Annotated in this window: 17 protein-coding genes; 15 read left to right on the forward strand and 2 right to left on the reverse strand. The window is 61.5% G+C overall.

Going from position 1 to position 15,759, the window contains the following annotated elements; translation table 11 throughout:
* Positions 1–142: 142 nt before the first annotated feature.
* Complete coding sequence (gene gyrA, locus JG747_RS20335; protein ID WP_202359897.1) at positions 143–2,947, forward strand: DNA gyrase subunit A; 2,805 nt, start codon at positions 143–145, stop codon at positions 2,945–2,947.
* 57 nt (positions 2,948–3,004) lie between these two features.
* On the opposite strand, the gene JG747_RS20340 is transcribed toward gyrA, so the two are convergent.
* Positions 3,005–3,157 (reverse strand): hypothetical protein, encoded by a 153-nt coding sequence (locus JG747_RS20340; protein WP_019858284.1) that lies wholly within the window; start codon positions 3,155–3,157, stop codon positions 3,005–3,007.
* Between the two features lie 298 nt (positions 3,158–3,455).
* Here JG747_RS20340 and coaD point away from each other — a divergent pair, with 298 nt between their 5' ends.
* The 7 genes from coaD (at position 3,456) to tgt (ending at position 8,034) form a co-directional block, all read left to right on the forward strand.
* Entirely contained in the window at positions 3,456–3,956 is a 501-nt protein-coding gene (gene coaD, locus JG747_RS20345) for a pantetheine-phosphate adenylyltransferase (RefSeq protein WP_202359898.1), read from the forward strand.
* A gap of 110 nt (positions 3,957–4,066) precedes the next feature.
* The gene (locus tag JG747_RS20350) at positions 4,067–4,561 is read left to right on the forward strand and encodes a peptidylprolyl isomerase (protein WP_010909616.1); all 495 of its coding nucleotides are present in this window, start codon (positions 4,067–4,069) and stop codon (positions 4,559–4,561) included.
* Positions 4,562–4,589: 28 nt separating this feature from the next.
* Positions 4,590–5,102: a peptidylprolyl isomerase gene (locus JG747_RS20355; RefSeq protein WP_019858281.1), complete on the forward strand. Its 513-nt coding sequence runs from the start codon at positions 4,590–4,592 to the stop codon at positions 5,100–5,102.
* Between the two features lie 12 nt (positions 5,103–5,114).
* Positions 5,115–5,564, forward strand: coding sequence for a DMT family transporter (locus JG747_RS20360; protein WP_019858280.1), 450 nt, complete (start codon positions 5,115–5,117; stop codon positions 5,562–5,564).
* Complete coding sequence (queA, locus tag JG747_RS20365) at positions 5,564–6,649, forward strand: tRNA preQ1(34) S-adenosylmethionine ribosyltransferase-isomerase QueA (protein ID WP_019858279.1); 1,086 nt, start codon at positions 5,564–5,566, stop codon at positions 6,647–6,649. The genes JG747_RS20360 and queA overlap by 1 nt, the downstream gene beginning before the upstream one ends.
* The gene (locus JG747_RS20370; protein ID WP_202359899.1) at positions 6,642–6,911 is read left to right on the forward strand and encodes a hypothetical protein; all 270 of its coding nucleotides are present in this window, start codon (positions 6,642–6,644) and stop codon (positions 6,909–6,911) included. Before queA ends, JG747_RS20370 begins: the two co-directional genes overlap by 8 nt.
* Positions 6,904–8,034: a tRNA guanosine(34) transglycosylase Tgt gene (gene tgt / locus JG747_RS20375; RefSeq protein ID WP_019858278.1), complete on the forward strand. Its 1,131-nt coding sequence runs from the start codon at positions 6,904–6,906 to the stop codon at positions 8,032–8,034. Before JG747_RS20370 ends, tgt begins: the two co-directional genes overlap by 8 nt.
* A 4-nt stretch (positions 8,035–8,038) precedes the next feature.
* Here the strand turns inward: tgt and JG747_RS20380 are convergent, their stop codons facing one another.
* Positions 8,039–8,458 carry a DUF4864 domain-containing protein gene (locus JG747_RS20380; protein WP_027046864.1) on the reverse strand — a complete coding sequence of 140 codons (420 nt, stop codon included), beginning with the start codon at positions 8,456–8,458 and terminating at the stop codon, positions 8,039–8,041.
* Positions 8,459–8,712: 254 nt separating this feature from the next.
* On the opposite strand from JG747_RS20380, the gene JG747_RS20385 reads away from it, so the two are divergent.
* From JG747_RS20385 to JG747_RS20415, 7 genes are all read left to right on the forward strand, one after another.
* Positions 8,713–8,949, forward strand: a complete 237-nt coding sequence (locus JG747_RS20385; RefSeq protein ID WP_010909609.1) for an Lrp/AsnC family transcriptional regulator — start codon at positions 8,713–8,715, stop codon at positions 8,947–8,949.
* 170 nt (positions 8,950–9,119) lie between these two features.
* Positions 9,120–10,532 carry a circularly permuted type 2 ATP-grasp protein gene (locus JG747_RS20390; protein ID WP_027046863.1) on the forward strand — a complete coding sequence of 471 codons (1,413 nt, stop codon included), beginning with the start codon at positions 9,120–9,122 and terminating at the stop codon, positions 10,530–10,532.
* A gap of 133 nt (positions 10,533–10,665) precedes the next feature.
* Positions 10,666–11,607: an alpha-E domain-containing protein gene (locus JG747_RS20395; RefSeq protein ID WP_038646939.1), complete on the forward strand. Its 942-nt coding sequence runs from the start codon at positions 10,666–10,668 to the stop codon at positions 11,605–11,607.
* A gap of 7 nt (positions 11,608–11,614) precedes the next feature.
* Positions 11,615–12,406 carry a transglutaminase family protein gene (locus JG747_RS20400; protein WP_069092217.1) on the forward strand — a complete coding sequence of 264 codons (792 nt, stop codon included), beginning with the start codon at positions 11,615–11,617 and terminating at the stop codon, positions 12,404–12,406.
* Positions 12,407–12,437: 31 nt separating this feature from the next.
* Positions 12,438–13,169 carry a peptidase gene (locus JG747_RS20405; RefSeq protein WP_019858273.1) on the forward strand — a complete coding sequence of 244 codons (732 nt, stop codon included), beginning with the start codon at positions 12,438–12,440 and terminating at the stop codon, positions 13,167–13,169.
* Between the two features lie 207 nt (positions 13,170–13,376).
* Positions 13,377–14,789 carry a pyridoxal phosphate-dependent decarboxylase family protein gene (locus JG747_RS20410; RefSeq protein WP_069092216.1) on the forward strand — a complete coding sequence of 471 codons (1,413 nt, stop codon included), beginning with the start codon at positions 13,377–13,379 and terminating at the stop codon, positions 14,787–14,789.
* 126 nt (positions 14,790–14,915) lie between these two features.
* On the forward strand, positions 14,916–15,683 hold the full coding sequence (locus JG747_RS20415; protein WP_010909603.1) for a DeoR/GlpR family DNA-binding transcription regulator: 768 nt from the start codon (positions 14,916–14,918) through the stop codon (positions 15,681–15,683).
* Positions 15,684–15,759 lie beyond the last annotated feature (76 nt).

Here is a 15,759-nt window from a genome sequence, read left to right on the forward strand (position 1 = left end):
TTGTGGCCATATCGTCGCAATCAGTGGTATCCTTTTGAAATTACCACCAAAAATGACACTGGAAAAGTGCCGCGGACATTGGAGTTTCGGCCTTGCTTCCTATATAAGCGGTCAGTGATTCCTGATTAGATTGTGATCCGATTTGACCGACCAAAAGACACCGCGCGGCGCCGACGGCGGCCCCACCGGCATCGAGCCGATCTCCATCATCGAGGAGATGCAGAGCTCCTATCTTTCTTACGCCATGAGCGTGATCGTCAGCCGTGCGCTGCCTGATGTGCGCGACGGCCTGAAGCCCGTGCATCGCCGCATTCTCTATGCAGCGCATGAGAGCGGTTACCACTGGAACCGCAAATATGTGAAGTCGGCCCGCCCGGTCGCCGACGTGATGGGTAAATACCATCCGCATGGCGACGCCTCGATCTATGACGCCTTGGTGCGCATGGCGCAGGACTGGTCGCTGCGCGTGCCGCTGATCGACGGGCAGGGCAATTTCGGCTCGATCGACGGCGACCCGCCGGCGGCCATGCGCTACACCGAATCGCGGCTGACCAAGGTCGCGCATGAGCTTCTGGAGGACATCGACAAGGACACGGTCGATTTCCAGGAGACTTATGATGCCTCGGACACCGAACCGAAGGTTCTGCCGGCTCGCTTTCCCAATCTGCTGGTCAACGGCTCCGGCGGCATCGCCGTCGGCATGGCCACCAACATCCCGCCGCACAATCTGGGAGAAGTCTGCAACGGCGCCATCGCCATCATCGACAATCCGGCGATCGACCTGCCGGCGCTGATGGAGATCATTCCTGGCCCCGATTTCCCGACCGGCGGCATCGTGCTTGGCCGCTCCGGCATCTACAGCGCCTATTCTACGGGCCGTGGCTCGATCGTCATGCGCGGCAAGGTCAACATCGAACAGCGCGGCAATGACCGTGAATCGATCATCATCACCGAGGTCCCCTACCAGGTGAACAAGGCCTCGATGATCGAGAAGATGGCGGAACTGGTGCGCGACAAGCGCATCGAAGGCATTTCCGACATCCGCGACGAAAGCGACCGCCAGGGCTATCGCGTCGTTATCGAGCTGAAGCGCGACGCCGTCGCCGACGTCATCCTCAACCAGCTTTACCGCTTCACCCCGCTGCAGACCTCTTTCGGCGCCAATATGGTGGCGCTGAATGGCGGCAAGCCGGAACTGCTGACCCTGACCGACATGCTGAAGGCGTTCGTCTCCTTCCGCGAAGAGGTCATCACAAGGCGGACGAAATTCCTGCTGCGCAAGGCGCGCGACCGCGCCCATGTGTTGGTGGGTCTTGCCATCGCCGTCGCCAATATCGACGAGGTCATCAAGCTGATCCGCACCGCGCCGGATCCGCAGACGGCGCGCGAGCAGTTGATGGAGCGACGCTGGCCCGCGGGTGATGTCGAATCGCTGATCCTTTTGATCGACGATCCGCGCCACCGCATCAATGAGGACGGCACCTACAATCTGTCCGAGGAACAGGCGCGCGCCATCCTCGAACTGCGTCTGCAGCGCCTGACCGCGCTCGGCCGCGACGAGATCGCCGACGAGTTGAACACGATCGGCGCCGAAATCGTTGATTATCTGGACATTTTGTCGTCCCGGGCGCGTGTCCAGCAGATCGTCAAGGACGAGCTTGCCGCCGTGCGCGACGAGTTCGGCACGCCACGCCGCACCGAGCTCACCGACGGCGGCGCGGATATGGAAGACGAGGACCTGATCCAGCGCGAGGACATGGTCGTGACGGTGAGCCATTCCGGCTATATCAAGCGCGTGCCGCTGTCGCTCTACCGGGCGCAGCGCCGCGGCGGCAAGGGCCGCTCCGGCATGTCGACCAAGGAAGAAGATTTTGTCACAAGGCTGTTCGTGGCCAACACGCACACGCCGGTGCTGTTCTTCTCCTCGCGCGGCATCGTCTACAAGGAAAAGGTCTGGCGGCTGCCGATCGGCAACCCGCAGTCGCGCGGCAAGGCGCTGATCAACATGCTGCCGCTCGAGCAGGGCGAGCGCATCACCACCATCATGCCGCTGCCCGAGGACGAGACCAGCTGGGGCGAACTCGACGTGATGTTCGCCACCACGCGCGGCACCGTGCGCCGCAACAAGCTGTCCGATTTCGTCCAGGTCAACCGCAATGGCAAGATCGCCATGAAGCTGGAGGAGGAAGGCGACGAAATCCTCGGCGTCGAGACCTGCACCGACAATGACGACGTGCTTTTGACCGCCAGCTCCGGCCAGTGCATCCGCTTCTCGGTCGGCGATGTTCGCGTCTTCCAGAGTCGCAATTCCGTCGGCGTGCGCGGCATCACCATGGCCGAGACCGACCGCATCATCTCTATGTCGGTGATCGAGCATGTCGATGCGCCGCCCGCCGAACGCGCCGCCTATCTCAAGCGAGCCGCGGCTGAACGGCGGGCTGCCGCTGGCATCGTGGCCGGTGAGGAGGAAGAGATCGCGCTGACCAATGAAGAGGTCGGCGAGGAGGCTGAGCTTTCCGACGAGCGCTACGAGTTCCTCAAGGCGCATGAGCAGTACGTGCTGACGGTAACGGAGTATGGCTACGGCAAGCGCTCGTCGTCCTACGATTTCCGCCTGACTGGGCGCGGCGGCAAGGGCATCCGCGCCACCGACGTGTCGAAGACGGCCGAGATCGGCCAGCTGGTGGCGACCTTCCCGGTCGGCAATGACGATCAGATCATGCTCGTGTCGGATGGCGGCACGGTCATCCGGGTGCCGGTCAACGGCATCCGTTTCGCCAGCCGCGCCACAAAGGGCGTGACCATCTTCAATACCGCCGAGGGTGAGAAGGTGGTTTCGGTCGAGCGGATTTCCGAGCCGCAATCGGACGAGGAAAGCGAAGAGACCATGGAGGGCGGTGCGGAGTCTGCTCCCGGGACGGACGCTGGTCCAGACGGCGCTGAGTAAGTCCAGACATAGCAACGCCGGCCCATCGGCCGGCGCGGCAGCAAGTCCAGAACTGACTTAGTAGTGACGATACGGCTTGCGGGGGCCGAAGCCTTCGAAGCGCTTGGTGGTTGCCTTGACGCGGATGCGTTGCGCCTCCTGATGCAGCCCGAATACGGTGGCGATCAGCATGGCGACTGTCATTGCGGTGGCGAGCATGTAGATCAGCATTTGCGTGTTCTCCTGCGCCTTAAAACGGATAGATGGGATTTTGGTTTCATCTTATTAAGGTGCAACCTAGTGAACGCTGCGTGAAGGCTTCGTGATCAGCGTGTTCATCTGTCGTTCATGTGCTGGAAAAGGTTCATGCGCTCCGCGCCGATCGGATTTGCCTTTGCGAGAGAGGCTCGCTAGAGCCTGCTCCATCTTGGTGGACTGAAGGTGGAACAGGCTCTAGCTTTCATTTGAGCATGATCTTTTCCAAAAACCGGTTTCCACTTTTTGGGATCATGCATTAGAAGCACCTGCCATGACTGAACGCACCGCACTTTACGCAGGCTCCTTCGACCCGCTGACCAACGGCCATCTCGATGTGCTGAAGGCGTCGCTGGCCGTGGCCGACATCGTCTATGCCGCGATCGGCATTCATCTGGGCAAGAAGCCATTGTTTTCCTTCGAGGAGCGGGTGCAACTCATCGAAGCCGCCACGAAGGCCGAATTCGGCCGCGATGGCGCTCGCATCAAGGTCGTTGCCTTCGACGGGCTGGTGATCGAGGCAGCCAGGAAGCAGGGCGCCTCGATCATGATCCGCGGCCTGCGCGACGGCACCGATCTTGACTACGAAATGCAGATGGCCGGCATGAACGAAACCATGGCGCCCGAGCTGCAGACGGTTTTTCTGCCCGCCAGCCCGTCCGTGCGCACCATTACCGCCACACTTGTGCGCCAGATAGCCTCGATGGGCGGCGACATACGCCCCTTCGTGCCGGCGGCTGTTGCTGGCGCGCTCACCGCAAAATTCGCGAAATAAGCCCGGAGAAAATCCTCATGCAGCTCAAAAGGCTCGCCTCGTTCCTCGTCGTGCTTGCCGGTCTTGTGACCGCCTCGGTCTCGGCCTATGCCGCCGATCCCGAAAACACCATGATCATCACGCTGAAGGACGGCGACGTGACCATCGCGTTGCGGCCCGATCTGGCGCCCAAGCATGTCGCGCAGATCAAGAAGCTCGTGCGTGACCATGCCTATGACAATGTCGCTTTCCACCGCGTCATCGACGGCTTCATGGCGCAGACCGGCGACGTCAAGTTCGGCAACATGAAGAAGGGGTTCAACTCCCAGGCCGTCGGCACCGGCGGTTCGGACCTGCCTGACCTGCCGGCCGAATTCTCGCAGACCGAGCATTATAAGCGCGGCGTGGTCGGCATGGCCCGCTCGCAAGATCCGAACTCCGCCAATTCGCAATTCTTCATCATGTTCGCGCCGGCGCCGCCGCTCGACGGCCAGTACACCATCGTCGGCAATGTCGTCAGCGGCATGGAACTGGTGGACCACATCAAGAAGGGTGACGAGGCGGACAATGGTACGGTCTCTGACCCCGACCGGATGATCAAGGTGCGCATCGCCGCCGACAAGTAATTTCTGTTTTCTCAAAAGGATATCTGACATGGCCGAAATCAAGGACCGCGAGAACGCGCTCATCATGGAAACGACCAAGGGCAAGGTCGTCATCGAACTTTTCCCCGATCTGGCCCCCGGCCATGTCTCCCGCATCAAGGAACTGGCCAGGGAAGGCGCCTATGACGGCGTGGTTTTCCACCGCGTCATCGATGGCTTCATGGCGCAGACCGGCGACGTGAAGTTCGGCAATTCCTCGAAGCCCACCTTCGCGCCGTCGCGCGCGGGCATGGGCGGCTCGGACAAGCCGGACCTGAAGGCTGAGTTCTCCAACGCCAACCACGGCCGCGGCACCTGCTCGATGGCCCGTTCACAGAACCCGAACTCGGCCAATTCGCAGTTCTTCATCTGCTTCGACGATGCCGCCTTCCTCAACCGCCAGTACACGGTCTGGGGCCAGGTCATCGAAGGCATGGACAATGTCGACAAGATCAAGCGCGGCGAGCCGGTCGTCGATCCCGACAAGATCGTGTCGCTGAAGGTCGCGGCCGACGTCAAGTAAGGCGAAACGACAATGATGGGCGTCGTCTGGTCGCTTCTCGGCATCCTGTCCGGCGCCTTCATTGCCATTCAGGCACCGATCAATTCGCAGCTGGCGCGCGGCCTGGGTCTCCCGGTCGCGGCGGCTGCATTCTCGTTTCTGTCTGGCGCGATCGTGCTCGGCATCATCGCCGTTACGGTGATGAAGCTACAAAGCATTTCGCTCGACTGGAAGGCGCCGGCGCCCTGGCTGTTCGTTGTCGGCGGCATGCTCGGCGGCTTCTATGTCACTCTCTCCACAATCCTGACGCCGCGCATCGGCGCCGCTGCGCTGATGGCGTTCCTGGTGGCCGGCCAGTTGCTCGCCGGCATGCTCATCGACCGAATCGGCTTCCTCGGTGTCGCGGTGCGTGAAATTTCGCTCGGCCGTGTCGCCGGCGCGGTGCTGCTCTTGGCCGGAGCGCTGCTTATCCGGCTCTACTGATGCGCGTTGATCTCTTCGACTTCGACCTGCCGGAGGAGCGTATCGCGCTTCGCCCCACCGAGCCACGCGACAGCGCCAAGATGCTCGTGGTCAGACCGGGGGAGGCGCTTGATGACCGCACAGTCGGCGACCTGCCATCCCTGCTCAGAGCCGGCGACGTGCTGGTGTTCAACGACACCAAGGTCATTCCGGCGCAGCTCAAAGGCATAAGGCGGCGCGGCGATGCACAGGCGCAAGTCGAGGCCACGCTGCATATGCGCGTGGCGCCGGACCGGTGGCTCGCCTTCATGCGGCCGGGTAAGCGCATTGCCGCCGGCGACCGCATCCATTTCGGCCATGACGGCAATTCCTGCTTCCTCGGCCAACTCGATGCCACGGTGATCGAGAAGGGCGAGGGCGGCGAGGCCTTGCTTGGCTTCGACCTGTCGGGGCCGTTCCTCGACGAGGCGCTGCATACCGTCGGCCACATTCCGCTGCCGCCCTACATCGCCTCGAAGCGTGATGATGACGAGCGCGACCGTGCCGACTACCAGACGATTTATGCAAGGGAGGAAGGAGCGGTTGCCGCGCCCACCGCCGGCCTGCATTTCACGCCGGAGCTTTTTGCGGCTCTTGACGCCAAAGGCGTCGAGCGCCACTTCGTGACCTTGCATGTCGGCGCCGGGACGTTCCTGCCGGTCAAGGCCGACGACACCGCCGACCACAAGATGCATGCCGAGATCGGTTCGGTCAGCCGGGAAACAGCCAATGCGCTGAACGCGGCCAAGGCGAGGGGCGGGCGCATCATCGCCGTCGGCACGACCTCGCTACGCCTGCTGGAGAGTGCGGCGCGCGAGGACGATACGGTGCCTGCGTGGTCGGGTCCGACCGACATCTTCATCACGCCCGGCTATCGCTTTCGCACCGCCGACATGCTGATGACCAATTTCCACTTGCCGCGCTCGACGCTGTTCATGTTGGTTTCGGCCTTCAGCGGCCTCGATACGATGCGCGCCGCCTATGCGCATGCCATCGCGAACCGCTACAGGTTTTACTCCTATGGAGACGCAAGCCTGCTGTATCGAGCGGAGATGAGCGATGGATGATGACCTGCAGACCCTTGATCGCGATGCCCTGATTGCCGAGGTGAAGAAACTGCGCGCCGGCATTCGCGCGCATCGCGACACGTCAGGCCATGATCTCTGCTGGCATCACCCCGATCTGTGGGATCTGCTGCCTGAAATGACCGAGCCGTCGATCGCCGTTCCGCCCTGGCCTAGATTCATGCGCGGCTGCATCCAATATAGGCAGTCGCTCGACAGACAGGCGCCTGACGCGCCGATCCACGACAAGGAATTCAATGGCTAAGCCGTTCAGCTTCAAGGTCCTTGCCATCGACGGCAAGGCGCGGCGCGGTGTCATCGACATGCCGCGCGGCGAAATCCGCACGCCCGCCTTCATGCCGGTCGGCACCGGCGGCACCGTCAAGACCATGTATATGGACCAGGTGCGTGGCGTCGGCGCTGACATCATCCTGGGCAACACCTATCACCTGATGCTGCGGCCTGGCGCCGAGCGTGTCGCGCGGCTTGGCGGATTGCATGAATTCGCCCGCTGGCCGCATCCGATCCTGACTGACAGCGGCGGTTTCCAGGTGATGTCGCTGTCGAAGCTCAGGAAACTGACCGAAAAGGGTGTCACCTTCCGCTCGCATATCGATGGCGCGCCCTACGAAATGTCGCCGGAGCGCTCGATCGAGATCCAGGGCCTGCTCGATTCCGACATCCAGATGCAACTCGACGAATGCACGGCACTGCCGGCCGAGCTGAAGGAGATCGAGCGCGCCATGGAACTGTCGCTGCGCTGGGCCGAGCGCTGCAAGACGGCATTCGGCGACCAGCCGGGCAAGGCGATGTTCGGCATCGTTCAGGGCGGTGACAATGCAGCACTTCGAGTGCGTTCGGCGCAGGCGCTGAGCGCGATGGAGCTGAAGGGCTATGCGGTTGGCGGCCTGGCGGTCGGCGAGCCGCAAGCGGTGATGCTCGAAATGCTCGACATCACCTGTCCCGAACTGCCCGCGGACAAGCCACGCTATCTCATGGGTGTCGGCACGCCTGACGATATCCTGAAATCGGTGGCGCGCGGCATCGATATGTTCGACTGCGTGATGCCGACGCGAGCCGGCCGGCACGGCCTGGCCTACACCAGGCGCGGCAAGGTCAATCTGCGCAACGCTCGCCATGCCGACGACCCGCGCCCGCTGGACGAGGAAAGCGATTGTCCCGCGGCGCGCGATTATTCGCGCGCCTATCTGCACCATCTGGTGCGCTCGCAGGAGGCGCTGGGCGCTATGCTGCTCACCTGGAACAACCTGTCCTACTATCAGAAGTTGATGCAGGACATTCGCGCCGCGATCGAGACCGGCTCCTTCGAGGCGCGTGGAGCCGAGATATCAGAGGGCTGGGCGAGGGGCGATATACCGGTCCTGTAGAACCTCAGGTGCTTAGCGAGTTGGATGCGCGCAGGCTGCAGCCGGTGATCTGGAACGTGCCGTCGGGCTGCTGCTGCAGCGTATAGACCGCCTCGTAATCCTTGCCGTCGGGTCCGACGATCAGCACCTGCTGGATAATCGAGCCCGGACCTGTCTGCTCGACCTTGCCGAAGGCATAGGATTGTGGCTTGCGCACCGGCGGGTAGCCATTGGTCACCATGTTCATGAAGGCATCGACGGTCGGGAACACCTGCTTCACGTTCGGGGCGGCGAAGCTGTAGGCCTTGGCGCCGTCATCGGCCAGCAGCGCCTTCAACTGACCATCGATGACGGCCTGGCCTGCCTTGATTTCGGCATCGCCGGCAAAGGCCGAGGATATGAAGAGGAATGGAATGACTGCGAATGCGAAAAAAGCGCGGCGCATGGCCTGTCTCCGTTGTTCCTCGGAATAATCCCTCAAAAAATGATGTCCGAAGATGCACGATAACATACGCTTGGCGGTGCATCCCGGTTTCACCGATTGCGAATATTCGCCACCGGAATGTCATGCCTGTTGCGGAGATGCGCGAGGCCGTGGCCAGGGGCCGCGCCGGCTAAGTGCGGATTCCAGTGCTTGAAAGGCCGCCTCCAGTCTGCCAGAAGGGCCGCTTGGACTTGGACGTTTAGCGGGACGAAGCCATGAAGGCGTTTTTCGTGCAGATCAAATGCGAGTTAGGCAAATCCTATGAGGTTGCCAGCGCGCTTGCCGATGCCGAGATCGCTTCGGAAATCTATTCCACCGCCGGCAATTACGACCTGCTCGCCAAATTCTATGTCGATGACGAGGAAGACGTCGGCCATTTCGTCAACGAGAAGGTGCAGATTCTCCCCGGCATCAAGGACACGTTTACGGTCGTCACCTTCCGCGCCTTCTAGCCGGAAATGCATTTGCCCGGGCACGAGGCAAAGCCTGATCAAGGTCGTATTTCGACTGCCTCAATTTTAGGCAGCCGCAACATACTGATCGTCCGCATCTCCCAAATCACCGATTGCGCTTGATTTTCTTCGGCGACGCCAGTGAAATGGCGTCACAGGGGAGTATGCGATTGGCAGCGTTCGATGAAATGCTTCCGGAAGTTTCCGGATTGAGAAGACCGTATTCGGCTTATGATCGCTGGCTGAAGGAGCAGGATCCAGCCAGACTTACCGAGAAGATGCAGGACGCCGAACGCGTCTTCCGCAAGACCGGTATCACCTTCGCCGTCTATGGCGAGCAGGAAGCCTCCGAGCGGCTGATCCCCTTCGACATCGTTCCACGCATCATTTCAGGCAATGAGTGGCGGCGCCTGACGCAAGGCATCGAGCAGCGCGTGCAGGCGCTGAACGCCTTCCTCGACGACATTTACCATCGCCAGGAGATCCTGCGCGCCGGCCGCGTTCCCAGGGACCTGATCGCCAAGAACGAAGCGTTTCTACCGGAGATGATTGGGGTGCGGCCTCCGGCCGGCGTCTACACACACATCATCGGCGTCGATATCGTGCGCATCAGCGAGGACGAGTTCTACGTGCTGGAGGACAATGCGCGCACCCCGTCCGGTGTCTCCTACATGCTGGAGAACCGCGAGACGATGATGCAGCTGTTCCCCGAGCTGTTTCAGAAGATCAAGGTGCGGCCGGTGGAGAACTACCCGCAACTGCTGCGCCAGTCGCTCGCGGCGGTTCGGCCGCAAACCACCAAGGGCGCGCCGACCATTGCCGTGCTGACGCCCGGCAGTTTCAATTCCGCCTATTTCGAGCATGCCTTCCTTGCCGACCAGATGGGCGTGCAACTGGTCGAGGGCCAGGATCTCCGGGTCGTCGACGGCCATGTCGCGATGCGCACGACCGAGGGCTACAAGCAGATCGACGTGCTCTACCGCCGCGTCGACGATTCCTTCCTGGACCCGCTGACCTTCCGGCCGGATTCGGCCCTCGGCATACCCGGCATCATGGATGTCTATCGCGCCGGCAACATCACCATCGCCAATGCGCCGGGAACAGGTATCGCCGACGACAAGGCGATCTATTCCTACATGCCCGAGATCGTCGAATTCTACACCGGCCGCAAGGCGATCCTCGGCAACATCCCGACCTGGCGCTGTTCGGAGCCGGACAGCCTGAAATATGTGCTCGAGCACATCCACGAACTGGTGATCAAGGAAGTGCACGGCTCCGGCGGCTACGGCATGCTGGTCGGACCGGCGGCGACCAAGAAAGAGTGCGAGGCCTTCGCCAAGAAACTGGCGGCGAAGCCTTCCAATTATATCGCCCAGCCGACACTGGCGCTGTCGACCTGCCCGATCCTGACCGACAAGGGACTGGCGCCGCGCCACGTCGACCTCAGGCCCTACGTGCTGGTTTCCGACCGCATCCAGATCGTGCCCGGCGGCCTGACGCGCGTGGCTTTGAAGGAAGGCTCTCTGGTCGTGAACTCGTCGCAGGGCGGCGGCACGAAAGATACCTGGGTGTTGGATGATTGAAATGAGTGAGTAGGGAATAGTCAGTAGTGAGTAGTCAGCTGTCGAGGGAAGCGCATGCCATATTTCATTGAAATTCAACTATTTACTACGGACTACTCACTATTCCCTACTCACTAACCCGAAGGGCCTCCCCATGCTTCTCGGCCGCACCGCCAACGGGCTCTACTGGATGAACCGCTATATCGAGCGGGCCGAAAACATGGCGCGGCTGGTCGATGCCGGCCTGCGCATGGCGCTGACCCGCACGCAAAGCGCGTCGGAGGAATGGAATTCCGTGCTGCTCAGCGCCGGCTCCGACGTCGCCTTCAAGCAGAAGTATTCGGACTATACGGCCGCCGATGTCGCTGATTTCCTTTTGCGCGACACCTCGAATCCGTCGAGCACCATGTCGTCGATCGAAACGGCCCGCAACAATGCCCGCATGGTGCGCACGGCACTGACGCGCGAGACTTGGGAAAGCATCAACGAAGCCTGGATGTCACTAAAGCGGATGCTGGCGAGGCCAATAGACGAGCGCGACCTGCCAAGCGTGCTCGATGCCATCAAGCGCGAGACGGCGCTGATCCGCGGCTCGTTCTACGGCACCATGCTGCGCAACGAGATTTTCGACTTCTCGCAGCTCGGCACCTATGTCGAGCGCGCCGACAACACGGCGCGCATCCTCGACGTGAAGTACTACGTGCTGTTGCCGTCGATCTCCTGGGTCGGCTCGACACTCGACAATTATCAATGGGAATCGATCCTGCGCTCGGTGTCGGCGCATCGTTCCTACCGCTGGGTCTATGATGCGGACTACAAGCCGACCAACATCGCCGACTACCTGATCCTCAACGTGCGCATGCCGCGTTCGCTGACCTTCTGCTACCGCTTCTTGTCCGAGCACCTGAAGTTCCTCGGCGACGATTACGGCGAACGTCATGCCTGCCACGCGACGGCGGAGAAAACGCAAGCCATGCTGAGGGCCGGGTCGATCAAGGATATATTCGACGCAGGCCTGCATGAGTTCCTTGCCGGGTTCATTCGCGACAACACCCGGCTCGGCGACGAGATCGCGCAGGATTACCGGTTTTATTGAGGAAGCCATGAGGCTCAAGATCACCCACCGGACCGAATACCGCTACGATGCGCCGGTGCAATATCTGCTGCAGCGGCTGCGGCTGCTACCGGTGAGCGGGCAGACGCAGACGGTGCTGGCCTGGTCGCTGAAGGTCGAAGGAGCGCGCGAGGAAGTGCGGTTTACCGATCACTACGGCAACGACACAAGACTGCTGAGTGTCGAGGGCGACCACGATTTCATCACGGTCGAGGCGTCCGGCGAGGTGGTGACGCGCGATACGTCAGGCGTTTGCGGGTCGCATCAGGGCTTTGCGCCGCTGTGGCTGTTCGCGCAGGAAACGCCCTTGACCACCATCGGTGGCGGCATCCGTAAGCTAGCCGAAGCGGTCGGCCCGGGAACCGACATCGAAAGGCTGCACCGGCTGATGGCCATGATCGGCGAGCGCGTCGCCTACACGCCAGGCACCACAAATGCGGCCACACCGGCCGAAGAGGCGCTGGCGCTGAAGACCGGGGTTTGCCAGGACCATAGCCATATCTTTGCCGCCGCCGCGCGCGCCATGGGATTTCCGTCGCGCTACGTTTCTGGCTATCTGATGATGGATTCTGTCGAGCAGGCGGCAAGCCATGCCTGGGCCGAAGCGCATGTTCCGGGTCTCGGCTGGGTTGCCTTCGATCCCGCCAACGGTATTTCTCCCGACGAACGCTATGTGAAGGTGGCAACCGGCCGCGACTACCGCGACGCCTCACCGGTGTCGGGAATTCGACTGGGACAGGCGCAAGAACGGCTTGCGGTCACCGTCACGGTAGAGCAGTAATCCGGCAAGGATTAGTGCCAGAAGAGATTCCATGACCTATTGCGTCGGCCTGAAGATCGATCGCGGGCTCGTGTTCATGTCGGACACGCGCACCAATGCCGGCATGGATTCGATCTCGACCTTCAAGAAGATGCATGTCTGGGAACAGCCCGGCGAGCGCGTCATCGTCTTGATGTCGGCCGGCAATCTGGCGACGACTCAGGCCGTCGTCAGCCTGCTTGACGAGCGCACCAAAGCGGTGACCGACCGCCACGAGAAACTGCTCGAAACGCCATCGATGTACCAGACGGTGCGGCTGGTCGGTGATACGGTGAAAGAGGTGATCGCGCAGGCATCACCCGCCGGCGAGAAGGCCGATTCTTATTTCAACGCCTCCTTCATCCTGGGCGGCCAGATCCTGGGCAGTCCGCCGCGGCTGTTCATGATCTATCCCGAGGGCAACTTCATCGAATCGACCGACGACACGCCGTTCTTCCAGATCGGCGAGACCAAGTACGGCAAGCCGATCATCATCCGCGCCTATGAGCGCACGATGAGCCTTGCCGAGACGGTGAAGCTGCTTCTGGTGTCGTTCGATTCGACACTCAAGTCGAACCTGTCGGTCGGCTTGCCGCTCGACCTGCTGTTCCTGGAGAAGGATTCCTTCAAGGTCGGCCTGAAGAAGCGGATCGGCCAGGACGACCAATATTATCGCACCATCTCCGATGGCTGGTCGAATGCGCTGAAGAGCGCCTTTGCCAGCCTGCCGGATTTTCCGGGGTGATGTATGTCGCCCAAAAGTCCCGGTTTCGGGGGAACGACATGCACAAGAACAAGGATCTAAAGCGCATCGCTTGGATCCGATCAAGCGATGCGCTTTAGGGCGCTTGCGGTAGCTGCCGGCGCTTGCATCTATTTCACATGTTAATTATTGATGAATCTAAGAGCCGGGCGAAGAGTGCCGGCATTGCATTCGTGTCGGGAGGACAGGATGAACAATGACGAGTTCCGGCAGTGGTCGCGGCGTGCCGCCGACTGGGGCGCCGATTATCGCAATTCATTGCGCGACCGGCCGGTGCGGCCGCTGGTTGAGCCGGGCGACATTTTCAGGAGCATTGAAGCCTCGCCGCCCGAAGACGCCGAGCCGATGGACAGGATCTTCGCCGACTTCGAAGAGAAGATCGTGCCGGGCATGACGCATTGGCAGCACCCGCGCTTCTTCGCCTATTTCCCGGCCAATGCGGCGCCGGTTTCGGTGGTGGCTGAGTATCTCGTCTCCGCAATGGCCGCGCAGTGCATGCTTTGGCAGACCTCGCCGGCGGCGACCGAACTCGAGACCCGCACCGTCGACTGGATGCGCCAGGCACTTGGCCTTCCCGAAGGATTTTCCGGCGTCATCCAGGATTCGGCCTCGTCGGCGACACTCAATGCCGTGCTGACCATGCGCGAGCGGGCGCTGGATTGGCAAGGCAACAAAAAGGGGTTGGCCGGGCAGGGGCGGCTGCGCATCTATTCCTCGGATCAGGTGCACACGTCGATCGACCGGGCGATCTGGGTGTCGGGCATCGGCGAAGACAATCTTGTGCGCATTCCCGTCGATGGCCGCTTTCGCGCCATGGATGCGGCAGCACTCGAGGCGGCGATTGTCGCCGATCGCGAGGCCGGCATGCTGCCCGCCGGCATCATCGCCAGCGTTGGCGGTACCAGCACGGGCGGCACCGACGATGTCGCTGCTGTCGCCGCGGTGGCCAAACGCCACGGGCTCTATCTGCATGTCGACGCCGCCTGGGCCGGATCGGCGATGATCTGCCCCGAATTTCGCCATTTCTGGGCCGGTGTCGAACTGGCCGATTCCATCGTCTTCAACCCGCATAAATGGCTCGGCGCCCAATTCGATTGCTCGATGCAGTTCATCCGCCAGCCGGAGGATCTTGTTCGCACCCTGGCGATCAAGCCCGAATTCCTGAAGACGCATGGCCGTGACGGCATCATCAACTATTCCGAATGGTCGGTGCCGCTCGGCCGGCGCTTCCGCGCCCTGAAACTGTGGTTCCTGCTGCGCGCCCACGGGCTGGAAAACCTGCGCGCCATGATCCGCAACCATGTCACCTGGAGCGAGGGTATTGCCGCGCGGCTGGCAAGGGAGCCGGATTTCGAGATCGTCAGCGAACCGATGCTGTCGCTGTTTTCGTTCCGGCACAGGGCGCCCCCGAGCGCCGATGCCGACGCGCACAATCTGCGGCTGGTCAATGCGATCAACGACGATGGCCGCATTTACCTGACGCAGACGAGGGTCGACGGGCAGGTGGCAATCCGCTTCCAGGTCGGCCAGTTCGAGGCGACCGCTAGCGATGTCGATGCGGCTTTTGCCGTCATCACCGAAATCGCGCGCGGCATGGTCTGACCGGCCAATACTGGATTGCGCTGGAGTTCGCCTTTGCAATCAGGTGATTTCCATTAGCCGGCTTATGCCTTTTCATTGCTTTCGTTTTCGGCTATAGACAAGAAAAACGAAAACGGGAGGTCGCCCATGTATCTGTCGCCACGCCATGCCGAGATCATCCAGATGGCCAAGGACCATGGCCGCGTGCTGGTCGACGATCTGGCCACGCATTTCAACGTGACGCCGCAGACCATTCGCAAGGATCTCAACGATCTCTGCGACCAACGTCTGCTTTCGCGCATCCATGGCGGCGCATTGTTCCCGTCCGGTATCGAAAACATGGAGTATGAGGCGAGGCGCAAGATCGCCGCGGACGAGAAGGAGGCGATCGGCCGCGCGGCGGCAAGGCTGATCCCCGACAACGCCTCGCTGTTCATCAACATCGGCACCACGACGGAAGCGGTCAGCAAGGCGTTGCTCGACCACAACGGCCTGATGGTGATCACCAATAATATCAATGTTGCCAATAGGATGCGTATATATCCTTCGATCGAGGTGGTGATTGCGGGCGGGGTGGTGCGCGGTTCCGATGGTGGCGTCGTCGGCGAGGCAGCGGTCGATTTCATCAGGCAGTTCAAGGTCGACTACGCCGTTATCGGCGCCTCGGCCATCGACCATGACGGCGCCTTGCTCGACTTCGATTTTCGCGAGGTGAAGGTGGCGCAGGCGATCATTGCCAATGCCAGGCATGTGATTCTGGTCTCTGACCAGACCAAGTTCGAGCGCACGGCGCCGGTGCGTATCGGTCACCTGTCGCAGGTCAACACCTTCATCACCGACCGCTGCGACATCCCCTCGGTGCGCAAGATCTGCCAGGAGGCCGAGGTTCAGCTGATCGAGACGTCGCTGGGGTGAGGCCCTTTCACGATCGTCTCACGGGTTTGTTATATTTCGTTTGACATTCGTTATGAGTTCGAAATAATTCCGCCAC

Origin of the sequence: Mesorhizobium sp. 131-3-5 (genome assembly GCF_016756575.1) — a bacterium.
GTDB lineage: Bacteria > Pseudomonadota > Alphaproteobacteria > Rhizobiales > Rhizobiaceae > Mesorhizobium > Mesorhizobium jarvisii.

Coding starts and splice junctions, on each gene's coding strand:
- JG747_RS20340 (WP_019858284.1), bottom strand. CDS start 3,157: ATGCTGATCTACATGCTCGCCACCGCAATGACAGTCGCCATGCTGATC.
- tgt (WP_019858278.1), top strand. CDS start 6,904: ATGGCTAAGCCGTTCAGCTTCAAGGTCCTTGCCATCGACGGCAAGGCG.
- JG747_RS20410 (WP_069092216.1), top strand. CDS start 13,377: ATGAACAATGACGAGTTCCGGCAGTGGTCGCGGCGTGCCGCCGACTGG.
- JG747_RS20385 (WP_010909609.1), top strand. CDS start 8,713: ATGAAGGCGTTTTTCGTGCAGATCAAATGCGAGTTAGGCAAATCCTAT.
- JG747_RS20380 (WP_027046864.1), bottom strand. CDS start 8,458: ATGCGCCGCGCTTTTTTCGCATTCGCAGTCATTCCATTCCTCTTCATA.
- queA (WP_019858279.1), top strand. CDS start 5,564: ATGCGCGTTGATCTCTTCGACTTCGACCTGCCGGAGGAGCGTATCGCG.
- JG747_RS20400 (WP_069092217.1), top strand. CDS start 11,615: ATGAGGCTCAAGATCACCCACCGGACCGAATACCGCTACGATGCGCCG.
- JG747_RS20360 (WP_019858280.1), top strand. CDS start 5,115: ATGATGGGCGTCGTCTGGTCGCTTCTCGGCATCCTGTCCGGCGCCTTC.
- JG747_RS20395 (WP_038646939.1), top strand. CDS start 10,666: ATGCTTCTCGGCCGCACCGCCAACGGGCTCTACTGGATGAACCGCTAT.
- JG747_RS20415 (WP_010909603.1), top strand. CDS start 14,916: ATGTATCTGTCGCCACGCCATGCCGAGATCATCCAGATGGCCAAGGAC.
- coaD (WP_202359898.1), top strand. CDS start 3,456: ATGACTGAACGCACCGCACTTTACGCAGGCTCCTTCGACCCGCTGACC.
- JG747_RS20350 (WP_010909616.1), top strand. CDS start 4,067: ATGATCATCACGCTGAAGGACGGCGACGTGACCATCGCGTTGCGGCCC.
- JG747_RS20370 (WP_202359899.1), top strand. CDS start 6,642: ATGGATGATGACCTGCAGACCCTTGATCGCGATGCCCTGATTGCCGAG.
- JG747_RS20355 (WP_019858281.1), top strand. CDS start 4,590: ATGGCCGAAATCAAGGACCGCGAGAACGCGCTCATCATGGAAACGACC.
- JG747_RS20405 (WP_019858273.1), top strand. CDS start 12,438: ATGACCTATTGCGTCGGCCTGAAGATCGATCGCGGGCTCGTGTTCATG.